The 18008-nt window shown below is 41.6% G+C and carries 12 protein-coding genes; all 12 read right to left on the reverse strand.

Annotation, left to right across the window (positions count from 1 at the left end):
• Nucleotides 1-215 precede the first annotated feature (215 nt).
• Nucleotides 216-1088 carry an SMP-30/gluconolactonase/LRE family protein gene (locus BLR27_RS05690; RefSeq protein ID WP_090701698.1) on the reverse strand — a complete coding sequence of 291 codons (873 nt, stop codon included), beginning with the start codon at nucleotides 1086-1088 and terminating at the stop codon, nucleotides 216-218.
• Nucleotides 1089-1161: 73 nt separating this feature from the next.
• Nucleotides 1162-1806, reverse strand: coding sequence for a 3-keto-disaccharide hydrolase (locus BLR27_RS05695; protein WP_090702276.1), 645 nt, complete (start codon nucleotides 1804-1806; stop codon nucleotides 1162-1164).
• A gap of 173 nt (nucleotides 1807-1979) precedes the next feature.
• Entirely contained in the window at nucleotides 1980-2666 is a 687-nt protein-coding gene (locus BLR27_RS05700; RefSeq protein WP_090701702.1) for a gluconate 2-dehydrogenase subunit 3 family protein, read from the reverse strand.
• Nucleotides 2667-2711: 45 nt separating this feature from the next.
• On the reverse strand, nucleotides 2712-4451 hold the full coding sequence (locus tag BLR27_RS05705) for a GMC family oxidoreductase (protein ID WP_090701706.1): 1740 nt from the start codon (nucleotides 4449-4451) through the stop codon (nucleotides 2712-2714).
• A 65-nt stretch (nucleotides 4452-4516) separates the two neighbouring features.
• On the reverse strand, nucleotides 4517-5383 hold the full coding sequence (locus BLR27_RS05710) for a sugar phosphate isomerase/epimerase family protein (protein WP_090701711.1): 867 nt from the start codon (nucleotides 5381-5383) through the stop codon (nucleotides 4517-4519).
• Nucleotides 5384-5431: 48 nt separating this feature from the next.
• Nucleotides 5432-6199, reverse strand: coding sequence for an SDR family NAD(P)-dependent oxidoreductase (locus BLR27_RS05715; protein WP_090701715.1), 768 nt, complete (start codon nucleotides 6197-6199; stop codon nucleotides 5432-5434).
• A gap of 16 nt (nucleotides 6200-6215) precedes the next feature.
• Nucleotides 6216-7928: an IlvD/Edd family dehydratase gene (locus BLR27_RS05720; protein ID WP_090701719.1), complete on the reverse strand. Its 1713-nt coding sequence runs from the start codon at nucleotides 7926-7928 to the stop codon at nucleotides 6216-6218.
• Between the two features lie 459 nt (nucleotides 7929-8387).
• Nucleotides 8388-10364: a hypothetical protein gene (locus BLR27_RS05730; RefSeq protein WP_245704451.1), complete on the reverse strand. Its 1977-nt coding sequence runs from the start codon at nucleotides 10362-10364 to the stop codon at nucleotides 8388-8390.
• A gap of 14 nt (nucleotides 10365-10378) precedes the next feature.
• A complete protein-coding gene (locus BLR27_RS05735; protein WP_090701727.1) occupies nucleotides 10379-11818 on the reverse strand; it encodes a 3-keto-disaccharide hydrolase in 1440 nt (479 codons plus the stop codon).
• A gap of 101 nt (nucleotides 11819-11919) precedes the next feature.
• The gene (locus BLR27_RS05740) at nucleotides 11920-13473 is read right to left on the reverse strand and encodes a RagB/SusD family nutrient uptake outer membrane protein (protein ID WP_090701730.1); all 1554 of its coding nucleotides are present in this window, start codon (nucleotides 13471-13473) and stop codon (nucleotides 11920-11922) included.
• Between the two features lie 25 nt (nucleotides 13474-13498).
• On the reverse strand, nucleotides 13499-16744 hold the full coding sequence (locus BLR27_RS05745) for a SusC/RagA family TonB-linked outer membrane protein (protein ID WP_090701733.1): 3246 nt from the start codon (nucleotides 16742-16744) through the stop codon (nucleotides 13499-13501).
• A gap of 264 nt (nucleotides 16745-17008) precedes the next feature.
• Entirely contained in the window at nucleotides 17009-17899 is an 891-nt protein-coding gene (locus BLR27_RS05750; protein WP_090701737.1) for a helix-turn-helix domain-containing protein, read from the reverse strand.
• Between the last annotated feature and the right edge of the window lie 109 nt (nucleotides 17900-18008).

Consider the following 18008-nt stretch of genomic DNA (forward strand, 5'->3'; position numbering starts at 1 on the left):
AATGAGCTACTTAAAAATATAGACTACAAAGATGTCAAAGAACTAAATTGTAACCAACTGTCACTCAGCTTGTTTTAAGTGGACAGTAATGATATTAATTAGTAAATTCATTAGAATTTAATTACACCTTTGTTGCATTTCTTAATTGAACTTACACTTACTGCTTATTTTAAGAGGTTCTTTAGGAATGATATAGTATTCGAAATAATATATTATCATATTATACATGTATTGGATTCAGTCCCGAATACGTCTGCTCTTGCCCAAAATACATTTCCGCTATCCGGGTACCGGGCAAGATCCTCTTCATTTAAATCACCCCTGGCTGTTGTGATGACAAGATGATCAAGGTTTTCGCCCGCAAAAGTACAGGAAGTAACATAAGGGGCTGGGATTTCGATTTTATCCAAAAGGGAACCATCGTGTGGGTTCCATTTATAAATGCCATATCCACCCCAGTGTGCGATCCACAACATTCCTTCCTGATCTATAGTCATACCATCAGGTGTTCCCATTTCGACAGGTATCCGAATTGCATTTTTTTCAAAAAAAATTTCCCCGGTTTCCTCCTTAAAAATAAAAGATTGCACCCCCTGTGTTGGGCTATCAATGTAGTATAATCTTTTATTATCCAAAGACCATACAATTCCATTTGAAATGGTAACCTTATCTATTTTTTTGAGAATATTCAGATTTTTGTCAATACAATATAAAGAACCAGCCCCTTGTTTAAAGTCCATATGCATAGTACCTATCCATAATCTTCCCTGGCTGTCACATGCACCATCATTACAACGGTTTTCTTTTAATTCCGTTTCAATATCCAGAAGCCATTCCAGCCTTTCTGATTTTAAATCAAATCTTGCAATACCACCGTTTAATCCTAAAATAAGATTGTTATTTGTCCCCTGAGTAACCATTGTAACCTTATAATCAAATCTCCAGGTTTTGGTTACTTTACTCACCCAATTATATTCATACAAAATGCCTCTTTCAATATCAACCCAAAAGCAGCATTTTCTTTCCGCATGCCATATTGGTCCTTCTCCAAGAATACATTGCGATGGATATAGTACAGAGGCTTTCATTTATTGATTATGAAATAATGATTACTAATCTGATACTTTTTAACTTACTCCCAGATGTCTTTAAAAAATGCCCTTAGTAGGGTAGTGGCCTTACCATCACCTCCTTATAAAACACTTTACTTTTAGGATCATGCCCCTGTAAAGCAAAGGTTCCATTAGATATCACCCTCCCAGCCTGGTCTTTAGAACGCTCTACATTGTCCGGTTCTATATACTCAACAACAGTCTTGTCGTTTATTTTAATAGTTACCTTTTTACCCCGGACAATGATATGCTCAGTAAACCATTCGTTATCCTTTACTGTAACTTCCTTAACATCTTGAATAGAATACAAACTACCTGTTCTGCGCCAATCGGTATGTGAGTTATTAACCTGCACTTCATGGCCTTTGGAGGGAAAACCTTTCTCCTGATAGTCTGTATGAAAATATATGCCCGAATTAGCACCCGGCATGGTCATTACCCTGGCCTTGAATTCAAAATTTTTGAAATCATGATTCATTACGGTTCCTACATAGAACAAATGTGCTCTTGGTCCTTCAACTATAATGGATCCATTTTCTACTTTGAATGTACCCGGATTTTCACTGGCTTTCCAGCCATTGAGTGATTTGCCATCGAACAGGTTAATCCAAGCACCTGCTTTATTTTTCCGGGATAAGTTTGAGCATGATATCAGAAATAAGCTGATTGCGCAAAGTATAATAAGTTTTTTCATAATTGATCTGAAATTAGAGTCTTGTTTTTTGAATTTTAACATTCTTGTTATAAACTGTTTATAAATAGCAAAATTTTACCTTCGGGATCAAGCCTTTTTAGCAAATGCTTTTCACATGAAAGCCTTCATATACTCAAATTGCACCCCCGAACATAATAATGATAACAAATTTTTTATCCCGCCTCAGGCCATGTCATTATTTTGCCTCTGTCTTCATTTTTAAGGCATTGAGCCAGGGTTTTCTCATCATATTCCAAACCGTATTGCTTCAATACATCTTCCGGAACGCCATCCCAGGCATTGGGCTGGTTGCCCATGTAGTTCATATCCTCAATACCTATTTTACTGGTAAAAAATCCGGAAGCCGTAAGGTTGCGCATCGTGTTAAAGAATGACACACCCTGCATATTTTCAGCTTTAGCTTTATCCGGATATGCAATCAGATCCACCAATTCCAGCTGCTGCGATTTACTTGCATCAGAAAATGATTTTTTAAACATTTTGGATGATTTTATATCCAGCCAGCGTAGTCCGCCACGCATGGGAGTTTGATTTTTAGGCTGATCTTTAACCATAAACTCAATAAATTCAGGCACTTTTGCATCAGAAGCACTGCCCGATTGGCTATCGGCAGGAATGATTATATCACATAAAATAGTGATTGTTGCCATTTCAGAATCGGTGAAGAATTTCTCCTTCATAAGTTTTGTGTCAATTGCCTTCTCCTCTGGTGTGCGACCGTAATCTTCCAGGTTACCTGCTATATTTTTATCGTCAGTTTTTTTATTGCAGGCTGACAATAATGTGCCTGCGCTTAGTGAGCCTAAAGCCAGGGCTTTAAGGGATTCTCTTCTATCCATAATATCCTATTTAATTTAATATTTTCCAGATCTGATTATTTCAGATTATATATTTTGCTTTTTAAGTTCATCAATAATATACTCTGAAGCACGCATAGATAGAGCCAGTATAGTCCAGGTAGGATTTTTATCCGCCTGAGATACAAAAGCTCCTCCATCTACCACAAACAGATTTTTTACATCATGAGCCTGGTTAAATTTGTTTAGCACAGAATGTTTAGGATCATTACCCATACGGGTTGTTCCTACTTCATGAATGATCCTTCCCGGGTTTAAGAGTCCGTATTTTTTATCTTCACCTGGTTTATCCCCATTGGCTACTCCGCCCATCGCCTGAATGATCTCTTCAAATGTATCCTGCATATGCCTGGCCTGTTTTATCTCATGATCACTCCATGTATAATTAAACTTCAGCACTGGTATTCCGTATTTATCTACCACATTAGAATCTATTTCACATAAATTATCAATGCGTGGAATACATTCACCACGGCCAGAAAACCCTACAGACGCGCCATAATAACGGCGATAATCATCTTTAAGTGAGGCACCATAACCACCTGCATCTTTCATCTTCCCATCTTTACCGGCATATTTTCCATTATTCCTTTCAATTCCTGATCCGAAGCCATAAGAGGGCATTCCCATACCTCCGCCAAATTCGATGTGATAACCACGGGCAAAATCCAGCTTTTTATTATCCTTCCACCAGGGGATATACAGATGCATGCCACCCACTCCATCTTCATTGTACCGTTTACGGTCCATCAAGCTGGGTATAAATGCACTGCGGGACGATCCGGTGGAATCATGAAGGTATTTTCCGACTAAGCCGCTGGAATTGGCAAGGCCATTTGGATGTTGTGATGATTTCGAATTAAGTAATAAACGGGCTGATTCGCATGCGCTGGCTGCTAATACGACCACTTTAGCATTAATCTGATATTCCTGCATATCTGTTTTGTCGATATACGAAACACCAGTAGCTTTTCCTTCTTTATCAGTAAGAACTTCACGCGCCATAGCATTGACATAGACCTCTGCATTACCTGTTTTTCTGGCAGGCTTAACTAAACACGTAGAAGAAGAAAAATCAGCGTGAACGGTACAGCCTCTGCTACACTGAGCGCAAAAGAAGCAGGATCCGCGATCTTTATTTACCGGCCTGGTAAGTATAGATAACCTGGAAGGTATAACAGGAATTCCAATGCTGGTAGCCGCTTTTTTGATCATTAGCTCATGCAAACGCGGTTTGGGAGGTGGCAGGAAATGGCCATCTGGCTCATTGTATATACCTTCCTTCGTGCCAAATACACCGATCATTTTGTCTACACGGTCATAAAAAGGTTTTATATCATCATATGAGATCGGCCAATCATCTCCCAGTCCATCTATGCTTTTACGTTTAAAATCATTCGGGCCAAAGCGGAGTGAAATCCGACCCCAGTGGTTGGTACGTCCCCCCAGCATCCGGGAACGGAACCAGTCAAATTCAGTACCTTCCTGCTTTGTATATGGCTCACCATCTATTTCCCATCCACCGTAAGCCGCATCAAAATCGCCAAAAGCACGGTTTGTGTTTGCTCCGCGGCGCGGAGATTGGTATGGCCATTTTAATTGGGTTTGCTGTTCCGGGTTAGCAGGATCATAATCAGGACCAGCTTCCAATAATGCTACTTTAATACCAGCTTCAGACAGTATTTTGGCAGCCATACCGCCACCTGCTCCTGATCCTACGATAATGACATCGTATAATTCACCCTTCTTTTTAATTTCAAATGCCATAAGATTGCTTAATTATTTATAATAATACTTATTTAATTGCTGTGAAAAATTAACCTTATATCTTTTTATTTTTTAGCCAGATTCTCAAAATACCTGATTGTCTGCACCACGTCGGCCAGATTATTATCCATATTATGTTCACACTCTACATAGATCATCCCATTAAAATTTTGACGTTTTAACTCTCTGACAACACCCGGAAAATTGATTACGCCTGTTCCTGCATTTACATCATTCGCTTTTGTATCATTAAACCTGTCTATATCTTTTAGATGTATACCCAGTATATTCCCATTTAGTTTTTCCAGGCATTTTACCGGATCAAGTCCGCTTCTTGCCCAATGACCAAGATCAGCGCAGGCACCCATGTTTGGATGGCCTTTTAAAGCAGCCAGTACAGAATCCGGATGCCAGTAAATACTTGATTCTTTCGAATGTTCATGAATGGCTACTCTGATTTTGTACAGGCCTGCCAGGCTGTCAAGCATATCCCAGTGGTCTTTCTGAGGTTCGCAAACCAAATATTGCATTCCAAGTTCTTTAGCGGTATCAAAAAAGAATTTCCATTCACTCACATTTTTGGCTCCGCCAACATACATAGATTTCATCTTAATGCCTTTTTTGTCCATCATCTGCTTCATCTTACTTATCTCTTCTTTGGAAACAGTGCCCATAGTATTGTTATTAAATTCATTTCCCAGTTTATGAAAGAAGAAGCCTTCAACGTATTTGGCACCTGCACTGTCTGCCTTTGCCAAGGCATTAGCAAAAGAAAATCTGTTAAAAGAATATAAAGCCACGCCTGTTTGCCATTCTGCACTTATTTCAGGAGAGATTTTGCTGCTAGTTCTGCTCTTGTTTATGGGGTTACATGCTGTGAAACAAACGGTGATGATAATAAGCTGCCAGAAATAGTATACAAATCTTTCCATTTTATCAGTTCTACGTTAAAAAATTATTTATATCAAAAAGGTTTATTATTAAAATGGCGATGGGCTAATGCATGACCATCCACCATCAATAATGAGGCATTGCCCGGTTATTTGCTTAGCTTTATCAGAAACAAGGAAGAGGGCTGCATCTGCAATATCCTTTGTAGTAGATGGACGACCCGTAGGAGAAAGTTTAGACCAGGTCGTTTCATATTCAGGGTCTCCCAGTGTTCTTTCTGTTATGGTGGCACCTGGCGCAATTGTGTTGACATTAATTTTATAGGAAGAAAGTTCTATGACTAGATTTCTTGCCAGCATCTCTATAGCAGCTTTAGTCATAGCATAAGCGGCAAGATCTTTATGTGCCTGATGTCCGGTAACCGAAGAAGTAAATAAAATTGACCCTCCCGATGATTGTTTTTTCATCTGGTTAGCCGCAGCCTGTGCCAGAAAGAAAGTGCCTTCCAGGTTAACCTTCAAAACCCGGTTAAAAGATTCGGTGGAATAGGTTAAAAAATCTCCGAATAAAGTAATGCCGGCATTAGCAATTACAATATCCAGATGTCCGAACTGTTTGACGGCCAGATCAACCATGCTCTGAATAAAACTCAGATCACTTGAATCACCCGGAAGGGCAATGCAATTGCCATTCTCCCCGCGAATTTTATTTGCTGCATCCTCTGCCAGATCTGAATCCAGATCATTTAATATGACCACAGCTCCTTCTTTAGCCAATTGCCTGCATATTTCGAAACCAATTCCCTGCCCGGCGCCCGTAACAATCGCAACTTTTTTATCGAAAGACTTTATTTGCATGTTCTAATTTTTGAATTTAATGAGAGTCTCTTGTAACCTCGCTTCCGGAACCACCTTTTAAGAAATCGAAGTCTGCGCCCAAATGCGCCTGTTCTACATTGTTGATGTAGAGGCTGGTATATCCTCTCTCTGCAAGAATCGGGGAAGGCTTCCACTTATCCTTTCTGCTTTGTAATTCCTCCTCGCTGAGATCGACATTCAGTGAACGGGCATTCAGATCCAGGGTGATCAGATCGCCGGTTTCAAGTACACTGAAATTTCCTCCCAGTGTAGCCTCCGGAGATACATGCAATACAACCGTTCCAAAACCTGTTCCGCTCATACGGCCATCAGAGATCCTGACAATATCCTTGATCCCTTTTTCGAGCAGTTTTAAAGGCAAGGTCATATTGCCTACTTCCGGCATTCCCGGATAGCCTTTGGGGCCGACATTCTTTAAAACAAGGATACTGTTTTCATCTACCGGAAGATCCGGATCGTCAATTCTTAATTTATAATCCTCGATATTTTCAAATACTACCGCTTTACCACTATGCTGAAAAAGGTGCGGACTTGCGGCAGTTGGTTTGATCACTGCACCGTTTTCACAAATATTACCATGTAAAACAGCCAGTGCAGTAGCAGTATTAAATGGTTTATCGATGGAGGCAATTACCTCCCGGTTATAGCACTCTGCTCTCTGGTAATTTTCCCGGATTGTTTTTCCGTTGGCAGTGATGCAATCTGTATTCAGGAAAGCATCAAGTTCCTTCAGGAGGGCAGGTATTCCGCCGGCATAATAAAGGTCTTCCATGAAAAATTTTCCCGAAGGCTGCAGGTTTGCCAGAAGCGGAATGGAGGCTGAGAGGCGGTCAAAGTCCCCGATCTCCAGAGGAACGCCGATCCTGCCGGCGATCGCCAGTAAGTGAATGACGAAATTGGTTGAACCACCGATAGCGGCATTTACTTTGATGGCATTTTCAAAAGCTTTTTTCGTCAGAATGCCGGATAGTTTTTGGTCTTCTCTGACCATCTCAACAATTCTTTTACCTGACAGTTGTGCCAGAACTTTACGTCTTGAATCGGCGGCAGGAATGGCTGCATTCTGGGGAAGAGTGAGTCCCAGAGATTCAACCATGCAGGCCATTGTAGATGCTGTACCCATAACCGCACAATGCCCCTGGCTACGACACAAACCCGCCTCAGCAATATTTAGTTCCTCTTCCGACATGATACCTGATTTTACATCATCTGTAAATCGCCAGACATCACTTGTGCCAATATCCCGGCCATTATATTTACCGGTAAGCATCGGTCCGCCCGATACCACGATTGTGGGAATATCGACACTGCAGGCTCCCATTACCAGTGAAGGTGTGGTTTTATCACATCCGCACAATAATACAACTCCATCCATAGGATTTGCCCGGATCGATTCCTCCACATCCATGCTGGCCAGATTCCTGTAAAGCATGGCCGTTGGTTTGATGAGAGTTTCTCCCAATGACATAACCGGAAACTCAACCGGAAAACCGCCGGCTTCGAAGATTCCTCTTTTTACCGACTCAGCAAGCTCTCTGAAATGCGCGTTGCAGGGTGTCAGTTCCGACCAGGTATTGCATATTCCTATTATTGGTTTGCCCTGAAACTCATAATCCGGAATACCCTGATTTTTCATCCAGGCTCTGTAGATTATCCCATCTTTACCTTTCTTGCCAAACCATTGCTGGCTGCGTAAAACCTGTTTCATGACACTTTTTATTTTTTGCAATTAAGATATTCAAATTTTTGATTAAGTGAAGGCCTTTAGCATTTTGTAAAACATTTGAGGGAGAACTGTTTTACATCTACCCCTGACCTGCTAATAAATACACAAGCACTTTATCTATATTTTTCAATGGTTTTCCAGGTAATTTTATGCCATACTGTACCAGCAAGGGATGAGCTTGAACATTTCCAGTAAAAGCCCATGATGAGACATTCAGCAAGTGGAGGATTCTGCAAACCATATCAGCAGAAAATACAAGCATTCCTTAAATCAGTACATTTTCAATCTACATAAAGATCGGCAGAATAAGCAGATAAAAATATTCTATGCTTTGCAGGAATTATAATATACTTAACTCATTTCAAAAATAATGGAAGTATAGGCCACCTAAAAAAAGCGGGATTTTGCTGCTTATCTTAATATTTAAACTATTTAATTCCACTATTTAGCTAATGAATTAATCCATGCAGCAATCTTCAGCCCATCTTCTTTCGTTACCTGTGGCATTGGTGCCATTTCTGTTGGATACTCCGGCCAGTTCTGAGGTTGCGGATTATGGATCAGCTCCACTATTTTATCATTACTGTGTTTGCGTTTAGCAATGTCCGTAAAGGATGGCCCGATCAGTTTCTTTTCAGGATTGTGGCAGGATAAACAAGTATAATTAACTAGAAGTCCTTTAACATCAAAATAACTTGGGGCTTTTCCATTAACCTTCATATCAATGGCCTGCTCTGCAGATGGTTTTACTGTGATGGAAGTTTTAACCGTGGTACTTTTAGAAGCAGATGAGCTTGAAGCTGAGTTATCAGCTATTGAAGAGTTCTTTGTGCTTACCCCATTCATAGACATTTTCTCTCCCTGGGGGATATTATTCAGCGTATAATATGCGGTAGGATGAACCAGGGAATAATAGTTTTCCTTTTCGCGGATGCCGTCAAGTTTAATCGTGTGAATATAATACCTGCGAAGATTATCGACAATAATTCTCACTTTCAGACCATCAGCTGATAATTTCACTCCCTTAACCGTACATTTCTCTGTATTAACCGGCGGACTTCCGTAAACCGGGTGGTATTTATAGATATAACTTCCCACCGAATAAGAAGCCAGGTCTTCCGCAGATTTAGGATCAGCCGGCTGGGTGAATTCAATTTCGAAGCCATCAGGCATTGCCCGCACGGCTTTCATTTCAAAGGGGATCTTATTATTCCATACCAGGCGTTCCAGCCCTTCGTTGGCCTCACCGGCAGAGCCCCATCCGCGATTGGTTTCGCCTACAAAAAGGGAACCATCTTTTGCCCATGCCATACGCAATACCCCTGAACGAAAACCGCTGCGGAAAGCAAAGGATACACCCTGATATTCACCATTCACCTTTTCCATGAATACCCTGGAGATCATACTCATTCCCTGATCGCCTATTAATACCTGCCCTGCAAATGGCCCAAAATTGCCTTCGGGAATGGAAATAGGTTCTGAAGTGGAAATACCCAGGAAACCGTACGGCAGCCAGACAGCTGGTAAACGCAAGTCCGGAATTTCCTTCTTCATGTCAAATAATGTTACGAATTTCTCATTAACCACATTTTCCGGCTTAATGTAACGTCCTTGAGCATCTTTTTCCTGGCGGGGATTAATTTTTGCATAAAACTGCGCGGTTGTCAACTTAAGTGGTGAATTTGGCAAGCCTGTCCAGGCCAAACCACCGGGATTCCCCATAAAATCACCTTTAGCAACCTGCCATAAACCGCCTGATCCTATCCAATCACCCTGATTATCGGTGTAAAATAATTCGCCATTAATCATTCCTAAACCAGCTGGCGAACGCATCCCCGTAGCCCATGGTTCCATACGTCCATCTTCAAAAATATGCATCATCCAACCACGCCCTGGCTGACGGCTTTTCCCCCGCCACCATTCTTCTTTCTCGAAAGCCAGATTGCCCGATACAAAAAATGATCCATCCGGGGCGATTTTTGGCCCGTAACTATACTCATGATAGTTCCCGGATAGTCCCCAGGAATAAACTGTTTCATATACATCGGCCTTGCCATCCATATTGGTGTCCACAAGTTTTGTAAGCTCACCACGCTGGGCACAATAAAATGCGCCATCTTTATACGCCAATCCTAAAACCTCATGCAAACCTGAGGCGAATTTGCGGAAATACGGCCTGCTGCTGGTCGGGTTTTCCACCATGAATATATCGCCGCGACGGGTTGATATACCCAGGTCGCCATTCGGGAGATTAACCAGGCCACCAACTTCAAGAATTATTCCTTCAGGAGTAGCAACCTTCATGATTTTAAAGAAATCTTCCTCCTTAGGTGTTTCCTGTGTAAAGGCAGAAATTCCGGTAAATCCAATAAAAAAGATTACCAGAAATGCTTTGTTTAATTTTATGATATGTTTCATGTTTCTTTTCGGAATTAGAATAAAATTGAATAGCTTAAACTTGCACCGACAGGGATAATAAGCTCTTTACGGCCATTAAGATCGCGTAGGATAGGTTTTGAGCCACCAGTATTTTCCAAACGCAGATAATACGACTTATCATCGATCAGGTACATACCGTTTGAAATTTCTTCAATGGATGCTGCTTCAGCCAGTCGGAAATACAGATCTTTAGTTGGATTAGCCACACTGATTTTCCTACTGATGCCACGGCCATTTTCCATCGCTTTTGTAAAATCACTTACCAGGGAGCCATAGCTCAGGTAACGGAATGCGGGGCTTCCCTGATCATCGATCACATAACCTTTGGGCCTGTAAGAAGTACCTGCAGTATCGCTGAGCCATGCGGCCTGCGGAGAGCCGAGCCTGGCTAAAGCCAGTACGGGCTTACCAAAGCGCTGTACTGTCCCTAATGGAAGGGAGGAACCATCACCCCTGCTATGCCACATCGGGGTTGCATTCAAAAATCCGCCTCTCCAAAGCTGAATAATCATGGCATTATCCATATCATAGGTATAATGCACCTGTTCCGGACTGCCGACAGAAACCGCATGTACCACCCTAGGGCCATCCGGGAGATCAACAAAACTGCGGAGAATGGTATTTACCGGGGCATCAATCAGTATCGGATCCACCACATTAGGATTGTTAGCCACACTTTCGGCCGGGCGTGGCGTATCAAATCTGGTGATCTTAATATTGCGGAAGGCTACCGCACCATGATCGCCCTGGAAACGCAGGGGACCTGTAGCTTTTTCATCATTGCTCATGGCTCCGCGTGTAGGCCCTGACAGTTCAATGTTGTCGTGTATAATCACTCCATTTAGCTCTACACGCAGCATCCTGGCATTTTCAACCTTCTTACCGCCGGCATCGAAACGCGGGGCCTGGAATGATATCTTCAGGTGTTGCCACAAACCCGGTGCACGACTGGCATTCTGACGGGGTGCATAGCCACCGTAACCTTCGTGGCGGTTATCGTCCCAGCGTTCGTATATCCCGCCATTATTGCCGGATGTAGGAGTTTTTGCCCCCCAGGTGTCTTGTAACTGTAATTCATAACGCCCCTGTAAATAAATTCCAGAGTTACCGCCTTTTGCCATCATATAATCAAGTTCAAGGTCCATATCGCCATGTTCGGTATTGGTAAACAGATCGCTCCCATGATTCTTTTCATCCGAAAGATTAATCAGGATACCGGTGCCTTTGGAAGTGTTTAACATGTTTGGCTTGTTCAAATTCACGGTGACATCGCCGACGATCTGCCAGGTTTTTCCTGAACTTTTGAAAGAGGACAAATCTGTGAGGGGAGTATTAGATTGTACCTGTTGGCATAAGGACAAACCGGTGCTGCACAACCAAATAATTCCGGTAGCTGCCACGAAGTTTAAAGAAGTAATTTTCAATCTTAGCATAATTGGATTTTTGAACTTATTTTGTTAAGGGTGAATGTTTATTATTAAAAAATCCCCATCTGCATGATTTACAGATGAGGACTATAAGGAATAATATAAAATTAGTATCCCGGGTTTTGTGGTTTCAAGTTAGGATTATTATTCATTTCTTGAATACCCAGAGGGAATAATAAATGTTTTGTCTGCAGGGGCTGAGTTGTACTTTTATTGATATGCCCAACAAAGTTATCAAACCCATTTGTGCTTTCATTATATACTTTTCGCAGACGGACCATATCAAACCAAGTGATACCTTCATAACATAGTTCATGCCAGCGCTCTCTCCATACGGCTTCCCTGAACGTAGATTGGTTGTATGTTCCAAATGCAGGAGTGCTGAGCTGGGCCCTGTCCCGGATTCGTTTAAAGGCATCATAAGCTGCCATATTAGGGCCGCCCGCTTCATTTTGAGCTTCTGCATAAATTAGAAGTACTTCTGCATACCTGATAAGTGGGACATTAAGATTGTTATTGCGTGTACCAGGTGCACCGGAAGCGCCAAATGCAGTGGTATTAAAGTGCTTAAAAATATAAGGAGCGCCTAATTCAAAGGGAGCACCGCTTCCATTGGTAAAATAGCTGGTATAAAAATAGCCTACCTGATTTTTTGCCCTTAAATCACCGGCTTCATAGGAATTATAGAATGCAGGTGTTGGAATAGTGCTTCCGGTACCACCCGGACCAGAGAATGTCACAGGCTTAAAGTTAGGAAGCATGTTGCCCATAGGGTTGCCCGCCACCAGAACATTATACTGAAGCATAAAAATATGCTCAGTCCTATTCTTCAAACTTTCATTATGAACATCGGCATAAGTAGGAAAAAGGTTAATTGTTCCGGGGTTAGCGTTAGCATAGGTAATAACTTCATACGCTTTATCTGCTGCTAATTTATAATGAGCTGCACCCTTATTCAGGGGTTGTCCGGCCATAGTCAGGTAAACCCTGGATAGCTGTGACTTTACAGCGGCTTGGGAAACCCTTCCGCTAACATCCATCCACGCAAAACCAGCAGCTTCTGCGGCTAACAGGTCTTCGACAATTAACTTGTATACCGCTTCCTGGGGACTACGGGCAGGGCTAAAATCTTCGGACGTTACAGTTTGCGGTTTTGTAATAATCGGCACATCGCCCCATAACCTGACTGCATAAAAATAGGCCCAGGCACGAAGAAAGCGGGCCTCACCTAAAATTCGCTTTTTCTGTGCTTCATTCATTGGAGTAATTGCCGGTACTTTCTCAAGAACCAAATTAGCCTGCGCAATAACCCTGTACAAACCATTCCACCAATTGATCACATGCTGTGTGTTTCCGTCATAGGTGAGTGAATAAAGGTTGTTGAGATCTGAGTTTTGAGCAGTTTCGGTCGTCGAGGTGCCCGTAGGGGCCTCAAGTAATTGCCAGGTCGATGAAAAAATTCCTCCATCACCACCTATAAACCTGGTATCGGCATAAACAGAAGCTATTGCAGCCTCGGCATGGTCCGGTATAGTATAAAAACTTTCCGGTGTCAGGTTTGAAGGGGCTGCCTCATCAAGAAAACTGGAACAGCCAGATCCAAGCAATATCCCTACGGAGAGAAATATTTTGGCTACACTTATTGATATATTAAATTTCATATGAATATCTTTTTAAATTAATTAATTACAAACCAATCTGCAGACCCAACATAAAGGTTCTGGGTTTAGGATAGCCATGCCAGTTTTGTCCCTGGGAGAAGGCATTATCACCATCACCTCCGCGTATTCCTACGGTCTCAGGATCACCATTTACTTCATCGCCTACAATTAGAAAGAAATTTTGTGCAGATCCGTAGATTCTAAGCCTGTTTAATTTCATTTTTGCAGTGGTAGCTGCAGGGAAGGTATAGCCCAATAACAGGTTTCTGCCGCGGATGAATGAACCGTCCTGAACCCAGCGGCTATCTACGTTGGTTACATAACCGGCTCTGGTATCACGTACCTCAGCGATGGGAGAATTTTGATTCTGGGGTGTCCATGCATTCAAAACTGTTTTGTAACTATTTGCCAATGCCTGGCGATCCTCACTTGGATGCAGGGTCATATCCAGCACATCATTTCCATAAGAATATTGCAACTCGGCTGCTAAATCCAGGTTTTTATAGCGGAAGCTGTTTGTGAAGGCCCCCCAGGCTTTAGGACTGCCATTACCAATGATCATCCGGTCAGCATCAGTAATTGCATAGTCACCATTCACATCCTGGTATTTAATGTCGCCAGGGAGGATAGTAATTCCATTACGATAGCTTCTGAATTTTGCTGCTTCAGTCCTTTCGGCTTCGCTCCATGTACCCAATCGTACCAGGCCCCAGAATGAGCCTACAGGTTCTCCAATCCTGATGATATTCGTTTGATTGGTAAAATTAGGTCCCCCAACGCCGAAAATATCAGATGGTGTAGCTAAGGAAAGAACCTTATTACGGTTGAAAGAAATATTAAAGGTGGTATTCCAGGAGAAATTTTCACCATCCATGTTAATAGTATTCAATGCAAGCTCTATACCCTTGTTCTCCATAGAACCCACATTCTTTCTGATGGTTGCATAACCACTGGTTCGTGGAACGGGTGCATCCAGTAGCATATCTGTTGTTTTTCTATAGTATAGATCTGCTTCTAATGATATCCTGCCCTTTAGCAAACCCAGTTCAATACCAATGTCGCTTTGGGCAGTTTTCTCCCATCTCAGATCGGGGTTGGCTAAACGGTTAATCCCTGTTCCGCCTACACGGCCATCATTGTAAACAGTGGAGTAGTTTGAACTTAAAAGGGATAAAGATGAATAAGCCGGTATTTCAGAGTTACCTGTCAATCCAAAACTTGCCCGCAGCTTCAGGCTTGAAATAGTATTACTTCCCTTTAAAAATTCTTCTTCTGAAACCCTCCATGCTAAAGCTGCGGATGGGAAGAAAGCAAATTTGTGATTCTCTCCGAACTTTGATGCACCATCTGCCCGGCCGGTAAATGTTGCTAAGTATTTATCTTTTAAGCTGTAATTGATCCTTCCAAAATAGGAGTTAAAAGCATTTCTTGACGCACCTGATCCTACTTGCGGAAGTAGGCTGCCTGCTCCTAAATTATTAAAACTAAAATAATCGGTTGCAAAGCCCTGTATACTTGCGTTCATATTAAAGAAGTTCGTTTCCTGCCATGAAATACCCAGAAGGCCTGTGAAAGAATGAATTTCCGCAATGCGTTTATTATAGGTCAGATAATTCTCTAAAGACCAGAATCTTTCCTTCCTGTTATTGGTGGAAGCTGTGCCCTGCTGGGTTATTGCTAATGTTCGTGTCAGGGATTGGTTATTTTCCTGAGTAAGGATATTGGCTCCTAATACGGTACGCATTTCTAAACCTTTAGCCAGATTAATATTTGAATACATGCTTCCTAAAGCAGTTTGAGTGTTCAATATATATTTAGTGCCGGATAATCGATGCATCGAACTCATTGTACCTTCTGCAAAAGGATAATCTCTGTTGTTTGCAAAGGTCCCGTCAGCATATTTTACAGGCAGGAAAGGAAAATCTTCAACAATCTGCCGCGCAACTGCATCATTTATATCCACCAGATTTTCCGCTTGAGTTGTATAACTTAGTGTACCTCCGATTTTCAACCATTTTTTTATTTGGTCGTCAATAGTAAATCTGCCTGAATAGCGATTTTGATAGGAATTTTTAAGCAGTCCCTGATCATCCCGGTAACCAAGGGAGAGGGAATAAGTATTGCGATCATTCCCGCCGCTAAACCCTAATTGATGGTTTTGTGAAAGCTTATTTTGAGTTGTTTCTTTCAACCAGTCGGTATCAAATAATGGGTTACCGGAGCTATCAAAAATCCGCGGATCCGTTCTGCGCAGCTTAGGGTTTAAATAGGCCCATTTACCTGCCGCCCATCCGGCCGGGTCATATTTTTCCATATTTTTCCATGCCAGATCTTCTGTAGCCAGGTATTCTTTGGCGTTCAGCACTTCAGTTCTGTTAGGGCCAATAGTAGGAACGCTGAAATCGGAGTCATAGGTTACCCTCCCTTCACCGGATTTCCCACGTTTAGTTGTAATAAGGATAACACCATTGGCACCTCTTGCACCGTAAATTGCAGTGGAAGAAGCATCCTTTAGCACTTCAACAGACACCACATCATTTGGGTTAATATAGTCAATAGCCTGGCTGCTTTGCACTTGGTTACCAATAGGCAGCATAACTCCATCAATTACATACAAAGGATTATTTGAGGAATTGATTGAACTGAAACCCCGTATTCTTATATTTGTTCTCCCACCCGGACGGCCAGAGTTTGTATTTACCTGTACACCTGCAATTTTACCGGATAAAGCTTGATTAAGAGAGGAGGAAGGGCGTTCCTTTAGTTTTTCTTCATTCACAGACCCAACAGCACCTGTAAGGTCAGATCTCCTTTGTGTACCGTACCCAATAACAACTACTTCACTTAAAGATGTGCTGGAACTTACCAAAGGAATATTAATAATTCCTCTGTTGTTCACAGATACCTCTATTGTTTCATAACCGATATAAGCAAAAACCAAAGTTCCATTTTCAGGTGCATTCAAAGAATAGTTACCATTAACGTCTGTAGAAACACCGCTAGTAGTTCCTTTAACTTTCACAGAAACACCTATTAGCGCTTCACGTGTTTTCTGGTCGGTGACCTTCCCTTTTACCGGGATATCTGCTTTGGATCCCCGAACGATATTGTTGCCTGAGGTAATTGCCAGTCGGCCGCTCTGATTTTTCAGAGCTGCTGTTACAGGTAGAAGACTGGAGCTAATAAACAGAGCCAGGGATAATAAGCTCATGCTAATCCTCCATTTTCCTGTTAAATACCTGTTTTTTGGTGTAGTAATTTGTTTTTCCATGTAATTAGATTTTATGGTTTAGTTTATTTAAGAGTAGTTTTGTGTACAAGAATTTATATAGTTTAGTGTTTTATGTACACCCTAATAATCCGGGATAATCCATCATTAAAAATAGGCAGAGTAGAGTGACGGAAATGTCCTGAGCTTAGCAAAAAGTATAATATTCTTACCTCATTTCAAAACAATGATCAGCAAGCTTGAGCCGGTTAAAGTGTTAACAATAAAAAAGGTATTCTTGAAGAATGTTAAGATTAAATTGGGAAATCAGCTTGCGCTTTTATGGATACTGCATTTGTATTGATAAGGGCTTTGGCAGGTATAATCCTTAAAAACCTTACAAAAATGCGAATTGGAAGTGTAACCGCACATATATGCTATTTCGGAGATGGGTTTATCTAACTCAATTAATAATTTACATGCGTGGGTCATACGCATGTCGACGAGGTATTGGGAAAACCTCATTTTGGTCCTGTTTTTAAAGAAGCGGCAGAAAGATGGTGTTGCCATACAGGCAACTTCAGCAACCTGTTTTAAGGAAATAGGTTCATGAATATTATCTTTGATGAATTTGATCACATCGATCAACCTGTCGGAATTCAGACCAGTAGGGGCATTTAGTTCTTTATTGTCAATAAAATTTCTGTCCTGTGAAATGGATATCAGGTGCATGATTTCCAAAAGGCCATTCGCTTTTTCGAAACCGGTTTTCGAAGCCAGCGCAATTAGTTTTTCAGATATTATAGTCCTTGTATCACCAAAGATATTAATTCCTTTTGTAGCCTGCTGGAACATTTCCTTAAGCCCATCAAATTCTGTAACAGAGGCTAGCATGGGCTCAAATATTTTTGGATTAATGTACATAACGATCACCCTGGAGCGTAGGGTTGAATCCTTTTTATAAAAAACAGGATCACTCAACCAGAGATGCGGAACATCGGGACCGATAAATACCATATCACCAGTTTCATACTGAGTCACCTTGTTTCCTATTATCCTTTTCCCATAACCTTCTATAATAAATACCAATTCAAGTTCAGGATGTGAGTGATAGCAAGGCCGGCCATGCAGGGGAGAGAATAAATAGGCCTGATCTCTCAACTCTACATGCAGGCTGTTATTGATAAACGGCGTTATTTCCGTTTGTAATAGCCTCATCCTTTGAAAAGTAATTTATGGTTATTATTCTTCATTTCTTCTGTTTTTATAATCAGCATTTATGTAAAACAAAAAAAGAGAGCAATTATGCAAAGCTGGTAAACTCCTT

Source organism: Daejeonella rubra, assembly GCF_900103545.1.
Lineage (GTDB): Bacteria > Bacteroidota > Bacteroidia > Sphingobacteriales > Sphingobacteriaceae > Daejeonella > Daejeonella rubra.